This is a genomic window from Aliiroseovarius subalbicans, assembly GCF_022678625.1.
Classification (GTDB): Bacteria; Pseudomonadota; Alphaproteobacteria; order Rhodobacterales; family Rhodobacteraceae; genus Aliiroseovarius_A; species Aliiroseovarius_A subalbicans.
In genome coordinates, this window is the sequence record NZ_JALBYQ010000002.1 from 136,482 (window position 1) to 154,464 (window position 17,983).

The 17,983-nt window shown below is 62.9% G+C and carries 17 protein-coding genes; 6 read left to right on the top strand and 11 right to left on the bottom strand.

Annotation, left to right across the window (positions count from 1 at the left end):
• Positions 1–21 precede the first annotated feature (21 nt).
• Positions 22–1,422 (top strand): FAD-binding oxidoreductase, encoded by a 1,401-nt coding sequence (locus tag MN188_RS08430; protein ID WP_242107855.1) that lies wholly within the window; start codon positions 22–24, stop codon positions 1,420–1,422.
• Positions 1,423–1,489: 67 nt separating this feature from the next.
• Here the strand turns inward: MN188_RS08430 and hemC are convergent, their stop codons facing one another.
• Positions 1,490–2,446: a hydroxymethylbilane synthase gene (gene hemC / locus MN188_RS08435; RefSeq protein ID WP_242107858.1), complete on the bottom strand. Its 957-nt coding sequence runs from the start codon at positions 2,444–2,446 to the stop codon at positions 1,490–1,492.
• A gap of 103 nt (positions 2,447–2,549) precedes the next feature.
• Between hemC and hemE the strand changes: the two genes are divergently transcribed.
• On the top strand, positions 2,550–3,578 hold the full coding sequence (hemE, locus tag MN188_RS08440) for a uroporphyrinogen decarboxylase (RefSeq protein ID WP_242107860.1): 1,029 nt from the start codon (positions 2,550–2,552) through the stop codon (positions 3,576–3,578).
• A gap of 81 nt (positions 3,579–3,659) precedes the next feature.
• Here hemE and MN188_RS08445 read toward each other — a convergent pair whose 3' ends face one another.
• Both MN188_RS08445 and hemF read right to left on the bottom strand, forming a co-directional pair.
• A complete protein-coding gene (locus MN188_RS08445; RefSeq protein ID WP_242107863.1) occupies positions 3,660–4,421 on the bottom strand; it encodes an SDR family NAD(P)-dependent oxidoreductase in 762 nt (253 codons plus the stop codon).
• Positions 4,412–5,302 carry an oxygen-dependent coproporphyrinogen oxidase gene (hemF, locus tag MN188_RS08450; protein WP_242107866.1) on the bottom strand — a complete coding sequence of 297 codons (891 nt, stop codon included), beginning with the start codon at positions 5,300–5,302 and terminating at the stop codon, positions 4,412–4,414. Before hemF ends, MN188_RS08445 begins: the two co-directional genes overlap by 10 nt.
• Positions 5,303–5,413: 111 nt before the next feature.
• On the opposite strand from hemF, the gene MN188_RS08455 reads away from it, so the two are divergent.
• Complete coding sequence (locus tag MN188_RS08455) at positions 5,414–5,779, top strand: hypothetical protein (RefSeq protein WP_242107868.1); 366 nt, start codon at positions 5,414–5,416, stop codon at positions 5,777–5,779.
• Here MN188_RS08455 and MN188_RS08460 read toward each other — a convergent pair.
• Genes MN188_RS08460 through clpS form a run of 3 tightly spaced genes read right to left on the bottom strand, consistent with a single transcriptional unit; the run spans position 5,776 to position 7,951 of the window.
• The gene (locus tag MN188_RS08460) at positions 5,776–6,603 is read right to left on the bottom strand and encodes an SDR family NAD(P)-dependent oxidoreductase (RefSeq protein WP_242107870.1); all 828 of its coding nucleotides are present in this window, start codon (positions 6,601–6,603) and stop codon (positions 5,776–5,778) included. The genes MN188_RS08455 and MN188_RS08460 overlap by 4 nt on opposite strands.
• A gap of 36 nt (positions 6,604–6,639) precedes the next feature.
• Positions 6,640–7,626, bottom strand: a complete 987-nt coding sequence (locus MN188_RS08465; RefSeq protein WP_242107872.1) for a class I SAM-dependent methyltransferase — start codon at positions 7,624–7,626, stop codon at positions 6,640–6,642.
• 4 nt (positions 7,627–7,630) lie between these two features.
• Positions 7,631–7,951 carry an ATP-dependent Clp protease adapter ClpS gene (gene clpS / locus MN188_RS08470; protein WP_242108946.1) on the bottom strand — a complete coding sequence of 107 codons (321 nt, stop codon included), beginning with the start codon at positions 7,949–7,951 and terminating at the stop codon, positions 7,631–7,633.
• Positions 7,952–8,077: 126 nt separating this feature from the next.
• On the opposite strand from clpS, the gene MN188_RS08475 reads away from it, so the two are divergent.
• Positions 8,078–8,773 (top strand): HAD family hydrolase, encoded by a 696-nt coding sequence (locus tag MN188_RS08475; RefSeq protein ID WP_242107874.1) that lies wholly within the window; start codon positions 8,078–8,080, stop codon positions 8,771–8,773.
• A 225-nt stretch (positions 8,774–8,998) separates the two neighbouring features.
• Entirely contained in the window at positions 8,999–10,405 is a 1,407-nt protein-coding gene (locus tag MN188_RS08480) for a D-alanyl-D-alanine carboxypeptidase family protein (protein WP_420838972.1), read from the top strand.
• 32 nt (positions 10,406–10,437) lie between these two features.
• Here MN188_RS08480 and MN188_RS08485 read toward each other — a convergent pair whose 3' ends face one another.
• From MN188_RS08485 to MN188_RS08505, 5 genes are all read right to left on the bottom strand, one after another.
• Complete coding sequence (locus MN188_RS08485; RefSeq protein ID WP_242107876.1) at positions 10,438–12,045, bottom strand: ABC transporter ATP-binding protein; 1,608 nt, start codon at positions 12,043–12,045, stop codon at positions 10,438–10,440.
• The gene (locus MN188_RS08490; RefSeq protein WP_242107878.1) at positions 12,042–13,148 is read right to left on the bottom strand and encodes an ABC transporter permease; all 1,107 of its coding nucleotides are present in this window, start codon (positions 13,146–13,148) and stop codon (positions 12,042–12,044) included. The genes MN188_RS08485 and MN188_RS08490 overlap by 4 nt, the downstream gene beginning before the upstream one ends.
• Entirely contained in the window at positions 13,145–14,302 is a 1,158-nt protein-coding gene (locus MN188_RS08495) for a microcin C ABC transporter permease YejB (protein WP_242107880.1), read from the bottom strand. Before MN188_RS08495 ends, MN188_RS08490 begins: the two co-directional genes overlap by 4 nt.
• 40 nt (positions 14,303–14,342) lie before the next feature.
• Positions 14,343–16,232, bottom strand: a complete 1,890-nt coding sequence (locus MN188_RS08500; RefSeq protein ID WP_242107882.1) for an extracellular solute-binding protein — start codon at positions 16,230–16,232, stop codon at positions 14,343–14,345.
• 184 nt (positions 16,233–16,416) lie between these two features.
• Complete coding sequence (locus tag MN188_RS08505) at positions 16,417–16,944, bottom strand: c-type cytochrome (protein ID WP_242107884.1); 528 nt, start codon at positions 16,942–16,944, stop codon at positions 16,417–16,419.
• 118 nt (positions 16,945–17,062) lie between these two features.
• Here MN188_RS08505 and MN188_RS08510 point away from each other — a divergent pair, with 118 nt between their 5' ends.
• On the top strand, positions 17,063–17,896 hold the full coding sequence (locus tag MN188_RS08510) for a prephenate dehydratase (protein ID WP_242107885.1): 834 nt from the start codon (positions 17,063–17,065) through the stop codon (positions 17,894–17,896).
• The last annotated feature ends 87 nt before the right edge of the window (positions 17,897–17,983 follow it).

Sequence of the window (17,983 nt, forward strand, 5' to 3'; positions counted from 1 at the left end):
ACACAGATGCGGGAGGATTTCATGGACATTCTGGACGAGCTGCGCGGGATCATCGGCGCACGCCATGTGCTGACCGGTGCCGACACGGCGCGGTGGGACAGCGACTGGATCGGCAAGTACAAGGGTGCGCCCCTGTGCGTGGTGCGGCCTGCAAACACCGATGAGGTCAGCCGCGTGATGGCCCTGGCCCACGACACCGGGACGCCGGTGGTGCCGGTGGGGGGCAACACCGGGCTATCTGGCGGAGCTTTCGGCCGAGGGGCCGTGATGCTGTCGGTCGACAGGATGAACGCGCTGCGCGACCTGCGCCCGGAAGCGCGCATCGCCATTGTCGAGGCCGGCGTGGTTCTGAGCGCGCTGCATGACGCGGCCGAGGCCCACGACCTGGTGTTTCCGATGACCTTCGGCGCCAAGGGCTCGTGCATGATTGGCGGCATGTTGGCCACCAATGCCGGCGGGTCGAACGTCGTCCGTTACGGCAATACGCGGGCCTTGTGCCTGGGGCTTGAGATCGTGTTGCCCGACGGCGAGGTGCTGGAGCTGATGAGCGAGCTGCACAAGGACAATTCAGGCTATGACCTGAAGGATCTGTTCATCGGCTCCGAAGGCACTCTGGGCGTGATCACCGCGGCGGTGCTGAAGCTGTCGCCGAAACCGCGTGCCTATGCCACCGCGATGGTCGCGGCCCCCGGGCTGGCGCAGGCGCTCGATTTGCTGAACCGATTGCAGGAGGCCACCGGCGGCGCGGTCGAGGCGTTCGAATACATGCCCGCCAGCTATATCGACGCACATATCGCCAAGACCGGCGCGCGCGCGCCGTTCGCCGCGCGTCATGAGGTCAACATCCTGGTCGAGGTCGGCGCGACCGCCGCGCGGGATGCCGCGCTTGCTGCGGATGGCTCGGTGCCGATTGTCGACTACCTTGAAGAGGTCCTGGCTGGTCTGATGGAGGAGGGCGCGGTGCTGGACGCGGTGATCGCGCAGAACGATGCCCAGCGCACCGAGATGTGGGAGCGGCGCGAGGCCGCCGCCGAGGTCACGCTGGACCGCCAGCCCCTGGTCAACAACGATATCGCCGTGCCGCTGGACAAGGTCAGCGTGTTCCTGGAGCGCATGGCCGAAGAATTGCCGCGGCTGGACCGGGGGGCCGACAGCCTGTGCGTGGCGCATCTGGGGGATGGCAACATCCACTATGCGGTGTTCCCATCGGACCCGACGCTGGTCGATCCGGTGATGGAAAAGGTCGAAGACGTGGTGGGCGCACTGGGCGGGTCGTTCTCGGCCGAGCATGGCATCGGCCTGTCGAAGAAACCCTCGATGGCGCGACGCAAAAACCCCGTGGCGCTGCGCGTGATGCGTCAAATCAAAGGGGTGCTGGACCCCAAAGGCATCATGAACCCGGGCAAGGTGCTGCCGGACTGAGGTTCCGCTTTTCCGTCAAGCCCGCTGACGCGGACCCTCCTTGGAAATCTGGGTGGGGCCGGGCCGTTCAGCGCCAGTCGAAGAAGCCGTCGCCAGCGCGCGCCAGCAGGGTTTCGGCAAGCTGGCGCCCCAGGGCCGGGCCGTCCGCGATGAGCCCTGACACCGTATCTGCGAGCGCTTCGGAGCCATCGGTGCGCAGGATTTCACCCTTGAGGGTCAAAGTGCCGCCCTCAAGTGTGGCCAGCCCCGCGATCGGGGTTTCGCACGATCCGTCCAGCGCGCCCAGAAAGGCGCGTTCTGCGGCCAGGCGCTGGCCGGTTTCAACGTCATGTATCGCTGCCAGCATGTCGGTGGTGCGCGCGTCTTCCTCGCGCCGTTCAATGCCGATCGCGCCTTGCGCCACAGCGTTCAGCATGTCTGTGGTCGGAATCGCAGTCGCGGGCACGTCGTCCATGCCCAGCCGGTTCAGTCCGGCTTGCGCCAGGAACGTCGCTTCGGCCACGCCGTCGCCCAGTTTCTTCAGCCGGGTCTGCACGTTGCCACGAAACTCGACAATTGTCAGGTCCGGTCGGCGGTTGAGAAGCTGGGCCTTGCGGCGCAGCGACGAGGTGCCAACCACGGCGCCCTGCGGCAAATCTGCGATGGAATTGAATTTTAGTGACACGAAGGCATCCCGCGTGTCTTCGCGCGGCAGGTAGCAGTCCAACACCAGACCGTCGGGCTGTTCGACCGGCATGTCCTTCATCGAATGCACCGCGATGTCGATGGAGCCGTCCAGCATCGCCTCTTCGATCTCTTTGGTGAACAACCCCTTGTTGCCGATTTCCTTCAGCGGTCGGTCCGCGTCGATCATCGAGCGGTCGTCGCCGGTGGTCTTGATCACCACGATCTCGAACGCCTCGTCGGGCAGGTCGAACGCAGCGCCAAGACGGCGGCGGGTTTCAAAAGCCTGGGCCAGCGCCAGCGGCGAGCCTCGGGTGCCGATTTTCAGCGGTTGGGCGGGGGTCGGAAGATTGTTCACCATACCCCCCATTTAGACGCGACAAATGGGCCTGTCCATGCCCCCGAACTTGACAATGGGTCGCGCCTGCCGCACCACCGCGTGAAATCGCGAAAAGGACAACCCGATGACAAAGACCATCCTGCGCGCCCTTGCCGGTGAAACCCTGCCCACGCCGCCGATCTGGATGATGCGCCAGGCAGGCCGTTATCTGCCCGAATATCGCGCCACGCGGGCGCAGGCGGGGGATTTCCTGTCGCTGTGCTACAACCCCGAACTGGCCGCCGAAGTCACGCTGCAGCCGATCCGTCGCTATGGCTTTGACGCCGCGATCCTGTTTGCCGACATTCTGCTGGTGCCGCAGGCGCTGGGGGCCGACCTGTGGTTCGTCACCGGCGAAGGGCCGCGCCTGTCGACCATCACCGGCGCTGATGATCTGGCCAAGCTGGGCCTGGTCGCCGACATCGACGAGGTTCTGGCGCCGATCTATGAAACCGTGAAGATCCTGTCGCGCGAATTGCCGAAGGAGACCACTCTGATCGGCTTTGCCGGCGCGCCCTGGACCGTGGCGACCTATATGATCGCCGGGCGCGGCACCAAGGATCAAGGTCCGGCACATGCGCTGATGCGTGAGCATCCTGAGGTGTTCGATGCCCTGATGGCGCGCATCACCGAGGCGACGATCGAATACCTGTCGCGCCAGATCGACGCGGGCGCCGAAGTCGTCAAGATTTTCGACAGCTGGGCCGGGTCCCTGAAGGGCGAAGCGTTCACCAAATACGCGCTGGAGCCGACAAAACAGATCATTGCCGCCCTGAAGGCGCGCCATCCGAACACGCCAATCATCGCCTTCCCGCGTGAAGCGGGCGACGGCTATATAGGCTTTGCCAAGGCCACCGGCGCAGATTGTGTCGCACTGGACAATTCCGTGTCCGCCGAATGGGCCGCCGCGAACGTTCAGGTCGATGGCTGTGTGCAAGGCAACCTGGCCTCGTCGCACATGGTGACGGGCGGACAGGCGCTGGTGGACGACACCAAGCGGATCGTGAAGGCGTTCTCGAACGGCCCGCACATCTTCAACCTGGGCCACGGCATCACGCCGGATGCGGACCCCGACAACGTGCAGCGCATGATCGACGCGGTGCGCGAAGGCTAACCCTACCCCGGCGCAGCGGGGTGGGAGGAAACCGTCCCGCCCCGCGCGCCAACGCTGGCATGGGTGGGCGCTGCGCCGTGGCTATGGCCTAAGCGCGGGCAACCCGATGCCGGTGCTTTGAAAACCACCATCTGCTGCAATCACCTGGCCAGTGACGAAACTGGCTTTGTCCGAGCACAGGAAGGTGATGACTTCGGCAATTTCCTGTTCCGATCCATACCGGTTCAGCGGGATCGCATCGTGGTAGGCGTCGATGATGTCCTGGCTGTGCACTGCCATTGCCAGCTTGGTCGCCACCGGGCCGGGGCAGACGCAATTGGCGCGCACGCCAAACTCGCCCAATTCCACCGCCTGTTGCTGGGTCAGGTGCATCACCGCTGCCTTCGACGTGCCATAGGCCACGCGCAGGGTGGACGCGCGCAGGCCCGAGATCGACGCGATGTTCACGATCGCGCCGCCGCTTTCCTTGAGCGGTTCTAGACAGGCTTGCGAACACAGAAAGACCCCGTCCAGGTTGGTCTCCATCACCGTACGCCAGCGGGCGAAATCCGTGTCCGCGATGGGGCCAAAATCGGCCACCCCTGCATTGTTCACCAAAGCGTCGATGCCGCCGAAGGCGTGCAGGACCTCAGCCACCATCGCATCGACCTGATCGGGTTGCGACACATCGCAAAGCACGGGCAGGACATCCTCCAGTCCTTCGCTGGCAGCCGACAGCGCCGGCCCGTCCCGGTCGATCATCGCGACCTGCCAGCCTAGCTCCAGAAACAACCGCGTTGTCGCCAGGCCAATGCCCCGCGCGGCCCCGGTGACAAGGGCGGTTTTCACCCCGCTCAGACCCATTTCGCCATCGGCGGCAGGCTCATCAGCACCGCATTGGCGTCATGCCCGGTGGCCAGGCCGAATTTCGTGCCGCGGTCATAGACCAGGTTGTATTCGGCATAGAGGCCGCGGTGCACCAGTTGCGCGTCCTTGTCGGCCTCGCTCCACGCGGTGTCGCGCCGCTTTTCGGTCACTGGGACGAAAGCGGGCAGGAAGGCGCGGCCGATGTCCTGGGTCAGGGCGAAATCCGCCTCCCAATCGCCGGAATTGCGGTCGTCCATGAAAATGCCGCCAACCCCGCGCGCGCGGCCCCGGTGCGGGACAAAGAAATACTCGTCCGCCCAGGCCTTCAGCTCGGGATAAAGCGCGGTTCCATGCGGGTCGAGGTGCTGTTTCTGAACGCCATGAAAATGCGCGGTGTCCTCGTCATACTCGATGCAGGGGTTCAGGTCCGATCCGCCGCCGAACCACCAGGCACCCGGGGTCCAGAACATGCGCGTGTTCATGTGCACCGCCGGGGTGTGCGGGTTCTGCATATGGGCAACCAGGCTGATGCCCGAGGCCCAGAAGCGCGGGTCGTCCTTGATGCCGGGCACGCCACGGGCGGCCATCGCGCCCTGCGCGGCCTCGCCCAGCGTGCCGTAAACCGTGGACACGTTGACGCCGACTTTTTCAAACACCCGACCGCCGCGCATCACCGACATCAGGCCACCGCCCGCGTCCGAGCCATCGTCGCTGGCGCGGGTCGTTTCCGTGACCTCAAAGCGGCCCGGTGCGTTGGATGCAAAAGGTCCGGTGGTCTGGCTGTCCTCCAGCCCTTCGAAGGCGGCAACAATTTCGTCGCGCAACGTGCGGAACCAGGCGCTGGCGCGGGTTTTCTGCTCGGTCATCAATTCGGTCATTCGGATCCCCCTTTTTCACCCCCCGTGTTAGCGGGATTCCACCGACAGGGAAACGGTGAGATTTCACTCAGGCCTGCGACCCGTTATCCTGACGTCGAAAGGACAACCGCCATGCGCCACCTGATATTTGCCGCCTTGATCCCATTGACCCTCGCCGCCTGCACACCGCAGCAGAATTGCGAGGCACGGGTGCGGCACCAGATCTCGGACATCGACGCCCAGATCGACGAGGTCAGGGATAATCTGCGGCGCGGATATGCCTATCTACCGGTGCGCACGAATGTGCGGGTGGGGGTGCAATTTTGTGCGACCCCGGGCGGCACTCTGAGCGTTTGCACCGGCACGGACACTCCCAGCTATCGCAGGGTCAGCATCGACCCGGCAGCAGAACGCGCGAAACTTGCAGCGCTGCAAAAACGGCAGGTCGAGTTGCAACGGGACTATGCCCAATGTGCAGCGACTTACCCTAGCGCTTAGTGCGTCGGGTCGCCCACCACGTCGACCAGGCTGCGCCCACCGTCCACGGTCATCACATGCCCGGTCATGAACGCCGCGCCGTCCGAGGCCAGGAACTGGGCCGCTTCGGCCACTTCGCTGGCTTCTGCGATGCGCCCCAGGGGGGTGCCGTCAATCACGTCAGTTCGGGTTTCTTCGCTGTCGCGGATCGCGCCCATCAGGCTTGCGCTCATCACGCTGCCGAAGCTGACCGCGTTCACGCGAATGCGGTGCGGGGCCAGGGCGACCGCCAGGGAACGGGTCATCTGGTCCAGCGCCGCGCTGGCGATGGAGAACGCCATCAGGCCCGGCTGCGTGCGCGTCGCCGCAATCGACGACAGGTTCACGATCGCACCCAACGGCGTGTCCTGCTCTTCTTCCGATAGCGCCTCGCCCTGCTTGATCATGCGGCACGCGATCAGCTGGCTCAGCCTCAGACTGGTCATCAGGTTCTGATCCAGCAGGGTCTGGACCGTCTTGTCGTCGGCGTCCAGCGGGTCCGAGGTCATCACCTGGCGGCTTGCGTTCACCAGGATATCGACACGCTCGAACGCATCGACGGTAAACGACAGAAGGTTCGCAATGGTCAGCTTTTCGCGCAGGTCCCCGGCGAAATAGCGCGTGTTCTGGCTTTCCTCGGCATCAGGGTCCGGGTTTTCGCCCCATTCGTCGCGCAGCTTACCCTCGTCCATGTCCGCGCAGATCACATTCGCGCCCTTGTCCGCAAAATGGCGCGCGATGGCCAAACCAACGCCGTTGGCAGCACCGGTGACAATGGCGGTCTTGCCTTTGATTGAAAAGGACATGGGAACCTCCTGATTCCTGCGCGAGCCTAGCTGAGTTTATCGCCTCTGGCGACGGGGCTTCGCACCGTGCAACACTTTGAAGCCGGGCGTGCCACCGATCTCCGCGACTTCGCGAAACTGCTCAGCCAGCTCGGCCTCATAGGGCAAGTGACGGTTCGCAACCATGAAAAACTGCCCGGTGGGTTTCAGGATGCGCGCCGCCGCCCGGATGAAGGCGCGGCCCAGCCCGGGATCACCCGCGCGGCCGACGTGGAAGGGCGGGTTTGAGATAACGATATCGGCCAGCGCCTTGGGCTCAAAGCTGGTCGCGTCACCCCAGACGAATTCCGCCCGCGCATCGTCGATGTTGCGCCGGGCACAGGTCAGCGCGGCGTGGTCGGCCTCGATCAGGTCCAGATGGGTCACCCCGTCGCGCCCCAGAATGTCCCGCGCCAGAAAACCCCAGCCAGCGCCAAGGTCCACCACCCGACCCGTCAGGTCTTTTGGCAAGGCCTCAACCAGCGCGACCGAGCCTTTGTCAGGCGCATCAGCGGAAAAGACGCCGGGACGGGTGACAAAGCCCCCGGCCAGCGTGGTATCGCGCGCGCCCCAGTCGGTGAAATCTCCGCCGGTGAACCAGGCCAGCTTGCCATGCGCTTTGGAAAAGCTTCCATCTAGCGGTTGCAGCACTTTTACCGCCTTCATCAAGCTGTCGATCCCGTCGGTCTTTTGCCCGTCCAGCACGATCAGCCCGGCGCCTGTGACCTGCGAAGCCTGATGCACCAGGGCCCGCGCCGCCGCCTTCGCGCGTGGCACGAAGACCACCGCGGCGGCAAATTCGCCCTTGGGCGAGACCTGCGTGTCCCACCCTGCCCGCACCCAGGCGGCATAGTCGGGAAACTGGCCCTGGATGATCTGGGTCCGGTTTTTCTCAAGGGCAGACAGGTCGGTGCCCGCAGGGGCGGCGAACACTGCAATGCGCCCGTCAGCGGGCAGCAGCAACGCGCCGTTTTCCAGCGCAAGGGTCAAACGGGACGGGGCCATGACGTTACTCGCGTTCCATCGTGCATTGCAGCGGGTGCTGGTGCTCTCGCGCGGCCTGCATGACTTGAGTGACCTTGGTCTCGGCCACCTCGTGGCTGAACACGCCGACCACGGCCAGACCCTTTTTGTGCACCGTCAGCATGATTTCAAACGCCTGGGCGTGGTTCATGCCGAAGAACCGTTCCAAAACCATCACGACGAATTCCATCGGCGTGAAATCGTCGTTGAGAAGCATGACCTTGTACATCGGCGGCCGCTTGGTCTTGGGCTTGGTGGCCAGGGCCAGATCGGCATCGCCGTCCGGTTCATCCTTGTTCGCCATCATCAGGGGCTCAAAGCGCACGCGCGTCTCCGGGTCTTGTATTTCTGGGCTCTTGGTCCGCACAATATAGGCCTTGCGGCCCCGGTGAAAAGGGGCCGGGGTCACGAACGGCTGCGAGGCACATACAGAATGGGCGCAAAAGTCACAACAATTGGTTTCGATGCCGACGATACGCTGTGGCAGAACGAACGGTTCTTTCAGCTGACGCAAGCGCGATTCGCGGCCCTGCTGGCCGAATATGCCGCGCCAGATCACCTGGCTGCACGGCTGTTGGAGGCCGAGCGTCGCAACCTGGGCCAGTATGGGTTCGGGATCAAGGGGTTCGTCCTTTCAATGATCGAAACCGCCATTGAAGTCACAGAGGAGCGCGTTCCCGCCCGCGTGATCCGCCAGCTGATCGAGGCCGGACAAGAGATGCTGGCGCATCCGATCCACCTGCTACCCCATGCCGCAGAGGCGATCTCGGCGCTGACTGAGGCCCACACAATTGTGCTAATCACCAAGGGCGATTTGCTGGATCAGGAGCGAAAACTGGCGCAATCGGGGCTGGGAGAGTTGTTCGACGGGGTCGAGATCGTGTCCCACAAAACGCCGCAAATCTACCACGACATCTTTGCCCGTTACGACGGGGCAGAGCATGCCGTGATGGTGGGCAACTCTTTGAAATCTGATGTGATTCCGGCGATCGAGGCCGGTGCTTGGGGGGTTCATGTACCGCATGATCTGACCTGGGCGCTGGAACATGCTGTGCCCCCAAAGCACCGTCGATTTCGCGAAATTCCCGACCTGGGCGCCCTGCCCGATATTGTCGCCGCGCTGGAATAGATGTGGGGACGGGCCGTCGCCATCACACCACATCTAGCGTGACTTGAGGGACACGGTCAAACCACTTGAAAATAAGGTGTTTTCCGATCTGACGACCCGTGCTACCTTTGGCGCAAATCAGCTGGGCAAAAGATCCGGCGCTTGAGGCAGATCATAGGTGGCGACGTGCAAACACGTCTGAGGCAGTACGCCCGTATTGGGCTTTTCCTTGCAGTTCTAAGCTGTGTGACGGTGCTTGCGCCGCTTGCGTCTATTGCTGCGCCATACGCGGCGATGGTGATCGACGCGCGCTCGGGTAAGGTGCTGCATTCGCGCAACGCCGACACGCAGCTGCACCCGGCATCGCTGACCAAGATGATGACGCTCTACGTCGCCTTCGAAGCGATCAAGAACGGCGAGATTTCGCTGGATACCACCGTAACGATCCCGTCCAAGGCTTCGGCTGAGCCGCCCTCGAAGCTGGGTCTGCGCACGGGACAGAAAATCAAACTGCGATTTCTCATCCGCGCCGCTGCCGTGAAGTCTGCCAACGATGCGGCCACGGCCATTGGCATTGCGGTGTCGGGGTCCGAAGCGGCTTTTGCCCGACGCATGAACCGCACCGCCAAGGCACTGGGCATGACGCGCACACGGTTCAAGAACGCCCACGGCCTGACCGAAAGCGGGCATATGTCGACCGCGCGGGACATGACCACGCTGGGGCGACACCTGTTTTACGACTACCCTGATTATTACAACCTGTTTTCGCGCCGCTCGACCCATGCAGGTGTGAAGACCGTGAACAACACAAACACCCGGTTCCTGAACGCCTATCGCGGCGCGGACGGGATCAAGACGGGCTATACCCGTGCGGCAGGCTTCAACCTTGTCGCCTCGGCCGAACGGGGCAACGAGCGCATCATCACCACCGTGTTCGGCGGCCGATCGACCGCATCGCGCAACGCGCAGGTGGCCGAGCTGATGGACCTGGGCTTTCGCCGTGCGCCGACGCGTGTGGCCGTGCGCCGCCCCGCCCTGCCGGTCTATGACGGCGCGCCAACGGGGGGTGGCAAGATCATCCGTGTGACCGGGGCGCCGAAGACCAGCGCCCGCCCGGTGCCACGCCCGACCCAAGCCGCGCCGCAAGAGCTGCTTCTTGCCTTGCAGGAAAGCGTCGCAGACGCGGTGGAAGAGGCCGTTGTCGTCGCCGAAGCCACTCCTGTTGAAACCGACTCCGCACCGGAAACGGTCACGGCCCAGATCGTGGCCGACACCGTCAATGCGACCGCCACTGCGCCCGCAACCGCGCCGGCCCCACAGCCGCGCCCGGCCACGATTGTCCTGGCCTCGCTCAACCCCGCCGCCGCCCCTGTCCCTGAAGCCCCCGAAGTCGTGACGCGCATGTCCACATCAGGCGGACGTCACTGGGGCGTAAATGTGGGCGTTTTGGGATCACGATACCAGGCCGAACGGGTGCTGCTGAAAACCGCGCTGAAAGAACTGGGCACGCTGGACGAGGCGCTGCGCAAGGTCGTGAAACGGTCGAACGGCTGGCACGCGAATTTCGTCGGATTGACGAAGGAAGAGGCCAGTCTGGCCTGTCGTCGGCTCGAAGCGCGTTCAACTGCCTGTAAGGTTTTGGGCCCGTCCTGAGCACCGCTCATCCCGCCTGACCGAAATCTATGCTAGTCCGCGGCGCCTTCGCGCACCTGCAGATCGAACGCCGCCGCCATCAGGGCGCGGGTGTAATCCGTCTGCGGCGCGTCAAAAATCTCGTCCGCCGTGCCGCTTTCGACAATATCGCCCGTCCGCATCACCAGCACCTTGTGCGCCAGTGCGCGCACCACCCGCAGGTCGTGCGAGATGAACAGATAGGCCAGGCCATATTTCTTTTGCAGGTTGCGCAGCAAGTCGACGATCTGCACCTGCACCGTCATGTCCAGCGCCGAGGTCGGTTCGTCCAGCACCACCAGTTTCGGGCGCAGGATCATCGCGCGTGCAATCGCGATGCGCTGGCGCTGCCCGCCGGAAAACTCGTGCGGATACCGGTGCATCGTGGTCGGGTCCAACCCGACCTCCTCCATGATCTCGGCCACCATCTCGGATCGATTGCGCCCCGGTTCAAGCCCGTGCACGGACAGGCCTTCGGCAATGATCTCTTCGCAAGTCATGCGCGGTGAGAGAGAGCCATAGGGGTCCTGAAATACGATCTGCATGTCGCGCCGGAGCGGCGCCAGGTCCTTGGATTTCCAGCCCTGGATATCGTCCCCCAGGAACAGCACCGGCCCGTCGGATGAAATCAGCCGCATCACCGCCAAGGCCAGCGTGGTCTTGCCTGACCCGCTTTCGCCCACGATGCCCACGGTTTCGCCCGCCCGCACCGTGAAAGATGCCGCATTCACCGCCTTGATATGCCCCACCGTGCGGCGCATCAGGCCGCGGGTGATGGGAAACCAAATGCGCAGGTCATCCGTGCGCGCGATCTCGGGCGCGTCCGCAGGCACCGGGTCGGGGCGACCGGTGCTTTCGGCCTCAAGCAGCGTGCGGGTATAGGGGTGCCGGGGGTTGGCGAAAATCTCGGCCGTCGGGCCCGCTTCGACGATCTCACCGTCCTTCATCACGCAGACCTTGTCGGCGATCTTGCGCACGATGCCCAGGTCGTGGGTGATGAACAAAAGCGACATGCCTTCGCTGTCTTTGAGATCAGCCAGCAGGTCCAGAATCTGCGCCTGGATCGTCACGTCCAGCGCCGTTGTGGGTTCATCCGCAATCAAAAGTTCCGGCCCGTTGGCCAGCGCCATCGCAATCATCACACGCTGCCGCTGCCCACCTGACAACTGGTGCGGGTAGCTTTTCAGCCGAGTTTCCGGGTCGCGGATGCCGACCTTGTTCAATAGGTCGATGATGCGCGCGCGCACCGCGTCGCCGCGCAGGCCCTGGTGCAGCTCGATCGATTCCGCGAGCTGTTTTTCCAGCGTGTGCAGCGGATTGAGCGAGGTCATCGGTTCTTGAAAGATGAAGCTGATGTCGTTGCCGCGCGCAGCGCGCAGGTCGGCGAGCGAGGCGCCGATCATCTCACGCCCCTCATAGGTCACCGAGCCGGAGATCTGGGCTGAGTCCGGCAGCAGTTCGACCGTGGACAGCGCCGTCACCGACTTGCCCGAGCCGCTTTCGCCGACCAGCGCGACAGTTTCGCCACGCTCGATCGTGAAGGACACACCGCGCACCGCCGGGTGGGTCTTGCCGTCCTGCCGGAACGACACATTCAGGTCTTTGACCTCAAGCACACTCATTTGAACGTCTTTCTGGGGTCGAACGCATCGCGCACGCCTTCGAAGATGAAGACCAGCAGCGACAGCAGCAGCGAGAAGGTGAAGAAGGCGGTGAAGCCCAACCAGGGCGCTTGCAAGTTCTGTTTCGCCTGACGCGTGAGTTCACCCAGGGACGGGGACGACGACGGCAGGCCGAAGCCCAGGAAGTCCAGCGTGGCCAATGTGGAGATCGTGCCGGTGATGATGAACGGCAGCATGGTCAGCGTGGCGACCATCGCGTTGGGCAACACGTGGCGATACATGATCACGCGGTTTTTCACGCCCAGCGCACGGGCGGCGCGCACGTATTCGAAATTGCGCGCACGCAGGAATTCGGCGCGCACCACGCCCACCAGGGCGGGCCAGCCAAACAGCACGGTGACAAAGACAAGCAGCCAGAAGCTGCGCCCCAGGATCGCAAACAGGATGATGATGACGTAAAGCGACGGGGTGGAAGACCAGATCTCCAATACGCGCTGGAAGATGAGGTCGATCCAGCCGCCAAAATAGCCCTGGATCGCCCCCGCAGCGATGCCGATGAGCGACGTCAGAACCGTCACGATCAGGGTGAAGAAGACAGACAGGCGAAAGCCATAGATCACCCGCGCCAGCACGTCGCGCGCGGTGTCGTCGGTGCCCAGAAGGTGGTTGGCATCCGGGGCCGAGGGCGCCGCACCGCCGATGTCGTTGATCGTTTTGTAGCTGTAGGGCACCGGCGGCCAGAGCATCCAGCCTTTGTGGATCGCCGCGCCCGCGACCTCACCGTCGCCTGCGTCCTCGATCACGCCGTCCGGGTCGTCCCAGCAGGCCTCAAGCCCGCCCGAGATGATCAGGCATTGCACTTCGATGTCGCTGTAAACCGCTTCGGTCTTGAAATCGCCGCCGAAGGCCGTTTCGGGATAGAACCGCAGGACCGGCGCATGCAGATCGCCGCGATAGCTGACCAGGATCGGTTTGTCATTCGCCAGGAACTCGGCAAACAGCGACAGGCCAAACAGGATCACGAAGATGATCAGCGACCAGAAGGCACGACCGTTGCGGCGAAAGTTGCGCCAGCGGCGTTGGTTGAGGGGCGACAGCGTCATGTCTCCCTTCCTTCGAAATCAATCCGCGGGTCAACGAAGACATACATCAGGTCCGACAGGATGCCGACGACAAGGCCAACGATACCGAACACGAAGAGCGTGCCGAAGATGACCGGATAATCGCGCGCCAGGGCGGCTTCGAAGCCCAGCCGGCCAAGACCATCCAGCGAAAACAGCGTTTCGATGATGACCGAGCCGCCGAAGAACACGCCCAGGAACAGGCTGGGAAAGCCCGCAATGACGATCAGCATGGCGTTGCGGAACACATGGCCATAAAGCACCCGGTTTTCCGCCACGCCCTTGGCGCGGGCGGTGACGACATACTGCTTCTTGATCTCATCGAGAAAGCTGTTTTTCGTCAGCAGGGTGAGCGTGGCAAAGCTGGCGATGGTCGAGGCCAGCACCGGAAGCGTGATGTGCCAGAAGTAGTCCAGCACCTTGCCGATCAGCGACAGATCCTCCCAATTGTCCGAAGTGAGCCCCCTGAGCGGGAACCATTGGAAATAGGACCCACCTGCAAAGACCACGAGCAACAGGATCGCGAACAGAAAGCCGGGGATCGCATAGGCAACGATGATGAAGCCGGAGGTCCAGGTGTCAAAACGCGACCCGTCCTTCACGGCCTTCTTGATGCCCAGCGGGATCGAGACGATGTAAGCGATCAGCGTCGACCACAGGCCCAGCGTAATCGACACCGGCAGCTTTTCGGCGACCAGTTCGAACACGCCGATCGAACGGAAGTAGCTTTCGCCGAAATCCAGCCGCATGTAATTGCCCATCATGATGAAGAAGCGTTCCATGATCGGGATCTCTTCCTTGGCGCATTCCGGCGCGTCCAGGTCCGGTTCGCCCTGGAACCCAGTGTCGCAGACCAGCCGGGCAAAGCCCATTTCCAGCTCTAGCGAATCCAGGAAATCCTGCGGCAGGCCACGCGCACCTAGGTAGCGCTCATCACCGCCTCCACCGCCCCCACCGCCAGCATCTTCTCCGCCGCCCGAAATGGTTTCAAACACGTCGCCTTCGCCCTCCATCTGGGCGATGATCTGTTCGATCGGCCCGCCGGGGACGAATTGGGTCAGCGTGAAGTTGATGATCATGATCCCGATCAGCGTCGGAATGATCAGCAGAAGTCGCCGAAGGATATAGGCGCCCATAGGGTCGTCCCTGCCTGTGCTTGTGCCTGCTCGGGCCTGCCTAGCGCAACGCGCCGGCGGCTTTCAGGGCCTCGTGTTTGTCGGCGTTGTACCACCAGAAATCCAGATATCCCAGATCATAGGGCGGCAACGGGTCGGGGTATTCGAACATGTCAAAATAGGCGACGGTATAGACGTCCTTGTACCATTGCGGCACCCAGAATTTCATCGCCCGCATCACGCGATCCAGCGTTTTCACGCCAATGATCAAGTCGTCCTTGGTGGCCGCATTGCGGATCACGTCGATGATCGCATCCACCGCCGGATCAGCCACGCCAGGCGAATTGAAGACCGACACTGCGGCCTCTTTCGAGCCCAGCGATTGCTCCAGATTGCTGCCGGGTTCATAGCCCGTCGCCAGATGGTCGGTGATGATGTCATAATCGAACGCGTACCGGCGATCGACGAATTGCGCATTATCGACCCGGTTCAGCACCGCATCCACACCCAGGCGGCGCAGGTTTTCCACGTAAGGGTTTATCACCCGATCAAACGCCGGAGAGCGTTCCAGAAACTCGACCTTGAGCAATTGACCATTCTTGCGGCGCATCCCGTCGTCACCGACGGCCCAGCCCGCTTCGTCCAGCAGGGCCGAGGCGCGGCGCAGGTTCTTGCGATCCAACTGGCGGGCGCCCGAGGCCGGGTAGGAAAACGGCTCACTGTCCAGCACACCGTCGGGTAGCAGGTCGGCAAGGGGTTCAAGAATGGCCAGTTCCTCGGGCGTCGGCAGCCCCTTGGCTTCGAGATAGGAGTTTTCGGCAAAGCTGTGGATCCGCGCGTAGAGGTCGTAGAACAGCGTTTCATTCGACCATTCGAAATTGAACATCAGGCCCAGCGCCTCGCGCACGCGGATGTCCTGGAACTTCTCGCGGCGCAGGTTGAAGACAAAGCCCTGGCCCGAGGCCTGCGCGCCGTCCGGAAGCTCGGCCTTGACCGCGTGCCCCTCGGTCAGTGCCGGGAAATCATACTGCGTCGCCCATTGCTTCGAGCTGTTTTCGATCCGGTAGGTATAGGCACCTGCCTTGAACCCTTCGAACGCCGCATTGCCGTCGGCGAAATACTCGATACGAATCGCGTCGAAATTGTTGCGGCCAATGTTGATGGGCAGCTCCGCGCCCCAGTAATCTGGATTGCGGCGATAGGTGATGCGTTCGTTGATGTCGAAACTGTCGAGCACATAAGGACCGGTGCCCATGTTCGTCTCCAACCGGCTTTCGTCCAACCGTGCGCCGGTTTTCTCAAACCAGGCCTGCGAAAAGACCGGCGTGGCGCCGGCCTGACTAATGCGCTCGCGCACCGGGGCGTCGGGCTGGAAGGTGAACTTCACCCGCAGATCGTCCAGCGCCTCGACACTGGCGATGATGCGCGACACGCCTTCGCGGAAGGAAATCAACCCCTGCTCCATGAACAGGTTGTGGGTGAATGCGACGTCATGCGCGGTCGTCGGGGTGCCATCCTGAAACCGCACATTCGGGCGCAGGGTGAAAATGACCCAGGACTGATCTTCGGGGTATTCCAGGCTTTCAGCAATCAGGCCGTAAGAGGTGCCGATCTCATCGGCGGTCGAAGTCATCAGCCGTTCCGTGCCGATCGAGGCCAGCGCGCCAGGCACGCCCTTTCGGGCATAGGGGTTGAAACTGTCGAACGTGCCGCGTTCGTTCGAGATCGCGATCTCGCCCCCTTTCGGCGCGTCGGGGTTCACGTAATCGAGGTGGGGAAAATCAGCCGGATATTTCAGCGATCCGAAATAGGAATAACCGTGGCTGATCGTCGTGCCCTCGGCCCGCGCCAGGGTGGCGGTCAAAAGGACTAGCATCGCCAACCCCAGGAAGGGCAACAGCACACGGCTGGCAAGGTCAATCGCTGTGGCATTCCCTTTGGCACGCTGCATGGCATTCCCTCCGATTATCGCGGTTTCGCTTGGTTTTCTTCAAATCCAAGCTAATGCCGCGCCCGACGGATATTCAAGGCGAGATTTGGTAAACGAAGCGTGAACCTGCCGTGTGCAGGGGGTGAACACGAAAGAGGGCCGCACCGGTTGCCCGGTACGGCCCTGAAAACTCGAGCGGCTTTGATCAGCCGCCGATCGTCTGCAGATAGGCGATCAGGTTGGCGCGGTCGGTGATCTTGGACAGGCCCTTGAAGGCCATCTTGGTGCCGGGGGCATAGCCTTTGGGGCTTTCCAGGAAACCGTTCAGCTCTTCCGGACCCCAGTTGCCGCCCAGGCCGGCAACCACATCGGAGTAGCCGAAGCCGTCAATCCCGGCAATCGCGCGGCCAACAACAGCATACAGGTGCGGGCCGGTGCCGTTGGCGCCGTCTTCCAGCTTGTGACAGGCGGCGCATTTCTTGAACACCTTTTCGCCCTTGCCCGCGTCGGCCTCGGCCAGCACGTCAGCGAAAGCCACTTCCACGACTTCCTCTTGTTCGGCGCCGTGGTCGTCGCCGGTGGCAATGTAGTAACCCGAGGCATGTGCCTCATCGCCGTGACCCGAGGGGCCGGTGGCATAAAGCGTGTCAGCCGCCCAGTTGCCCAGAAGGAAGATCAACAGCGCGCCCAGAAAGCCGCCGCCAAGTTTGGTGATAGTCATTGTGTCGAACATGTCGCGTTCCGCCTCGTCCAGATTCCAAAGCCTTCTAGCCGCTTCCCCAACTCAATTTCAAGCGATATGACACCTGAGTGATCGCGCTTTGGGCGCAAACATCGGAAAGATTGCGGATATGACCGGACGAATTGCCTTCCAGGGGGAACCTGGCGCCTACTCTCACCAGGCCTGCCACGACGCACGGCCCGAGATGGAAGCCCTGCCCTGCCGCACCTTCGAAGACGTGATCGAAGCGGTGCGCAGCGGACAGGCCGAGCAGGCAATGTTGCCGGTGGAAAACACCACCTATGGCCGCGTTGCGGACATTCACCGGATGCTGCCCGAAAGCGGTTTGCACATCATCGACGAAGCCTTTGTACGGGTTCACATCAGCCTGATGGCACGACACGGGGTGACCCTGCCGCAAATCGACCTGGTGCGGGCGCATCTGGTCCTGCTGCCGCAATGCGCGGATTTCCTGGCCAAACACGGCATCCGGGGCGAAGCGGCGGCGGACAGCGCGGGGGCTGCTCTGGATCTGGCGAAAAGCGGATCGACGAATGAGGCCGTTCTCGCCTCGGATCTGGCGGCGGACATCTATGGGTTGGATATTCTGGCGCGCCACATTGAAGATCAGGACCACAACACCACGCGGTTCCTGATCATGGCGCGCGAACCGGATTACACCCGCCGCGGTGACCACGGCATGATGACAAGCTTCGTGTTCAACGTGCGCAACATCCCTGCGGCGCTGTACAAGGCGATGGGCGGGTTTGCGACCAACAGCGTGAACATGACCAAGCTGGAAAGCTATATGGTGGACGGCGTGTTCTCGGCGACGCAGTTCTATGCCGATATCGAAGGTCACCCGGACGACGCAAATGTTCAGCTGGCCCTGGAAGAGCTGGAATACTTCACTTCACAGCTGGACATACTCGGCGTTTATCCGGCGGACGCAAAGCGGCACTGACGGACAGTCGAGAAAGATTGCGTCCCTGGGTCTGACACGCCTCGCGCGCGGCCCGTGAGCACACGGCAAGCCTCGTAACGCGCCGGA

Bases quoted from the DNA above. Each gene is read 5' to 3' on its own strand.
- MN188_RS08455 (WP_242107868.1), top strand. From the start codon at position 5,414: ATGCGCCACCTGATATTTGCCGCCTTGATCCCATTGACCCTCGCCGCC.
- MN188_RS08505 (WP_242107884.1), bottom strand. From the start codon at position 16,944: ATGTTCGACACAATGACTATCACCAAACTTGGCGGCGGCTTTCTGGGC.
- MN188_RS08490 (WP_242107878.1), bottom strand. From the start codon at position 13,148: ATGACGCTGTCGCCCCTCAACCAACGCCGCTGGCGCAACTTTCGCCGC.
- MN188_RS08460 (WP_242107870.1), bottom strand. From the start codon at position 6,603: ATGTCCTTTTCAATCAAAGGCAAGACCGCCATTGTCACCGGTGCTGCC.
- MN188_RS08475 (WP_242107874.1), top strand. From the start codon at position 8,078: ATGGGCGCAAAAGTCACAACAATTGGTTTCGATGCCGACGATACGCTG.
- hemC (WP_242107858.1), bottom strand. From the start codon at position 2,446: ATGGTGAACAATCTTCCGACCCCCGCCCAACCGCTGAAAATCGGCACC.
- MN188_RS08445 (WP_242107863.1), bottom strand. From the start codon at position 4,421: ATGGGTCTGAGCGGGGTGAAAACCGCCCTTGTCACCGGGGCCGCGCGG.
- MN188_RS08430 (WP_242107855.1), top strand. From the start codon at position 22: ATGGACATTCTGGACGAGCTGCGCGGGATCATCGGCGCACGCCATGTG.
- MN188_RS08510 (WP_242107885.1), top strand. From the start codon at position 17,063: ATGACCGGACGAATTGCCTTCCAGGGGGAACCTGGCGCCTACTCTCAC.
- MN188_RS08465 (WP_242107872.1), bottom strand. From the start codon at position 7,626: ATGGCCCCGTCCCGTTTGACCCTTGCGCTGGAAAACGGCGCGTTGCTG.
- MN188_RS08495 (WP_242107880.1), bottom strand. From the start codon at position 14,302: ATGGGCGCCTATATCCTTCGGCGACTTCTGCTGATCATTCCGACGCTG.
- MN188_RS08485 (WP_242107876.1), bottom strand. From the start codon at position 12,045: ATGAGTGTGCTTGAGGTCAAAGACCTGAATGTGTCGTTCCGGCAGGAC.
- hemE (WP_242107860.1), top strand. From the start codon at position 2,550: ATGACAAAGACCATCCTGCGCGCCCTTGCCGGTGAAACCCTGCCCACG.
- clpS (WP_242108946.1), bottom strand. From the start codon at position 7,951: ATGATGGCGAACAAGGATGAACCGGACGGCGATGCCGATCTGGCCCTG.
- MN188_RS08500 (WP_242107882.1), bottom strand. From the start codon at position 16,232: ATGCAGCGTGCCAAAGGGAATGCCACAGCGATTGACCTTGCCAGCCGT.
- hemF (WP_242107866.1), bottom strand. From the start codon at position 5,302: ATGACCGAATTGATGACCGAGCAGAAAACCCGCGCCAGCGCCTGGTTC.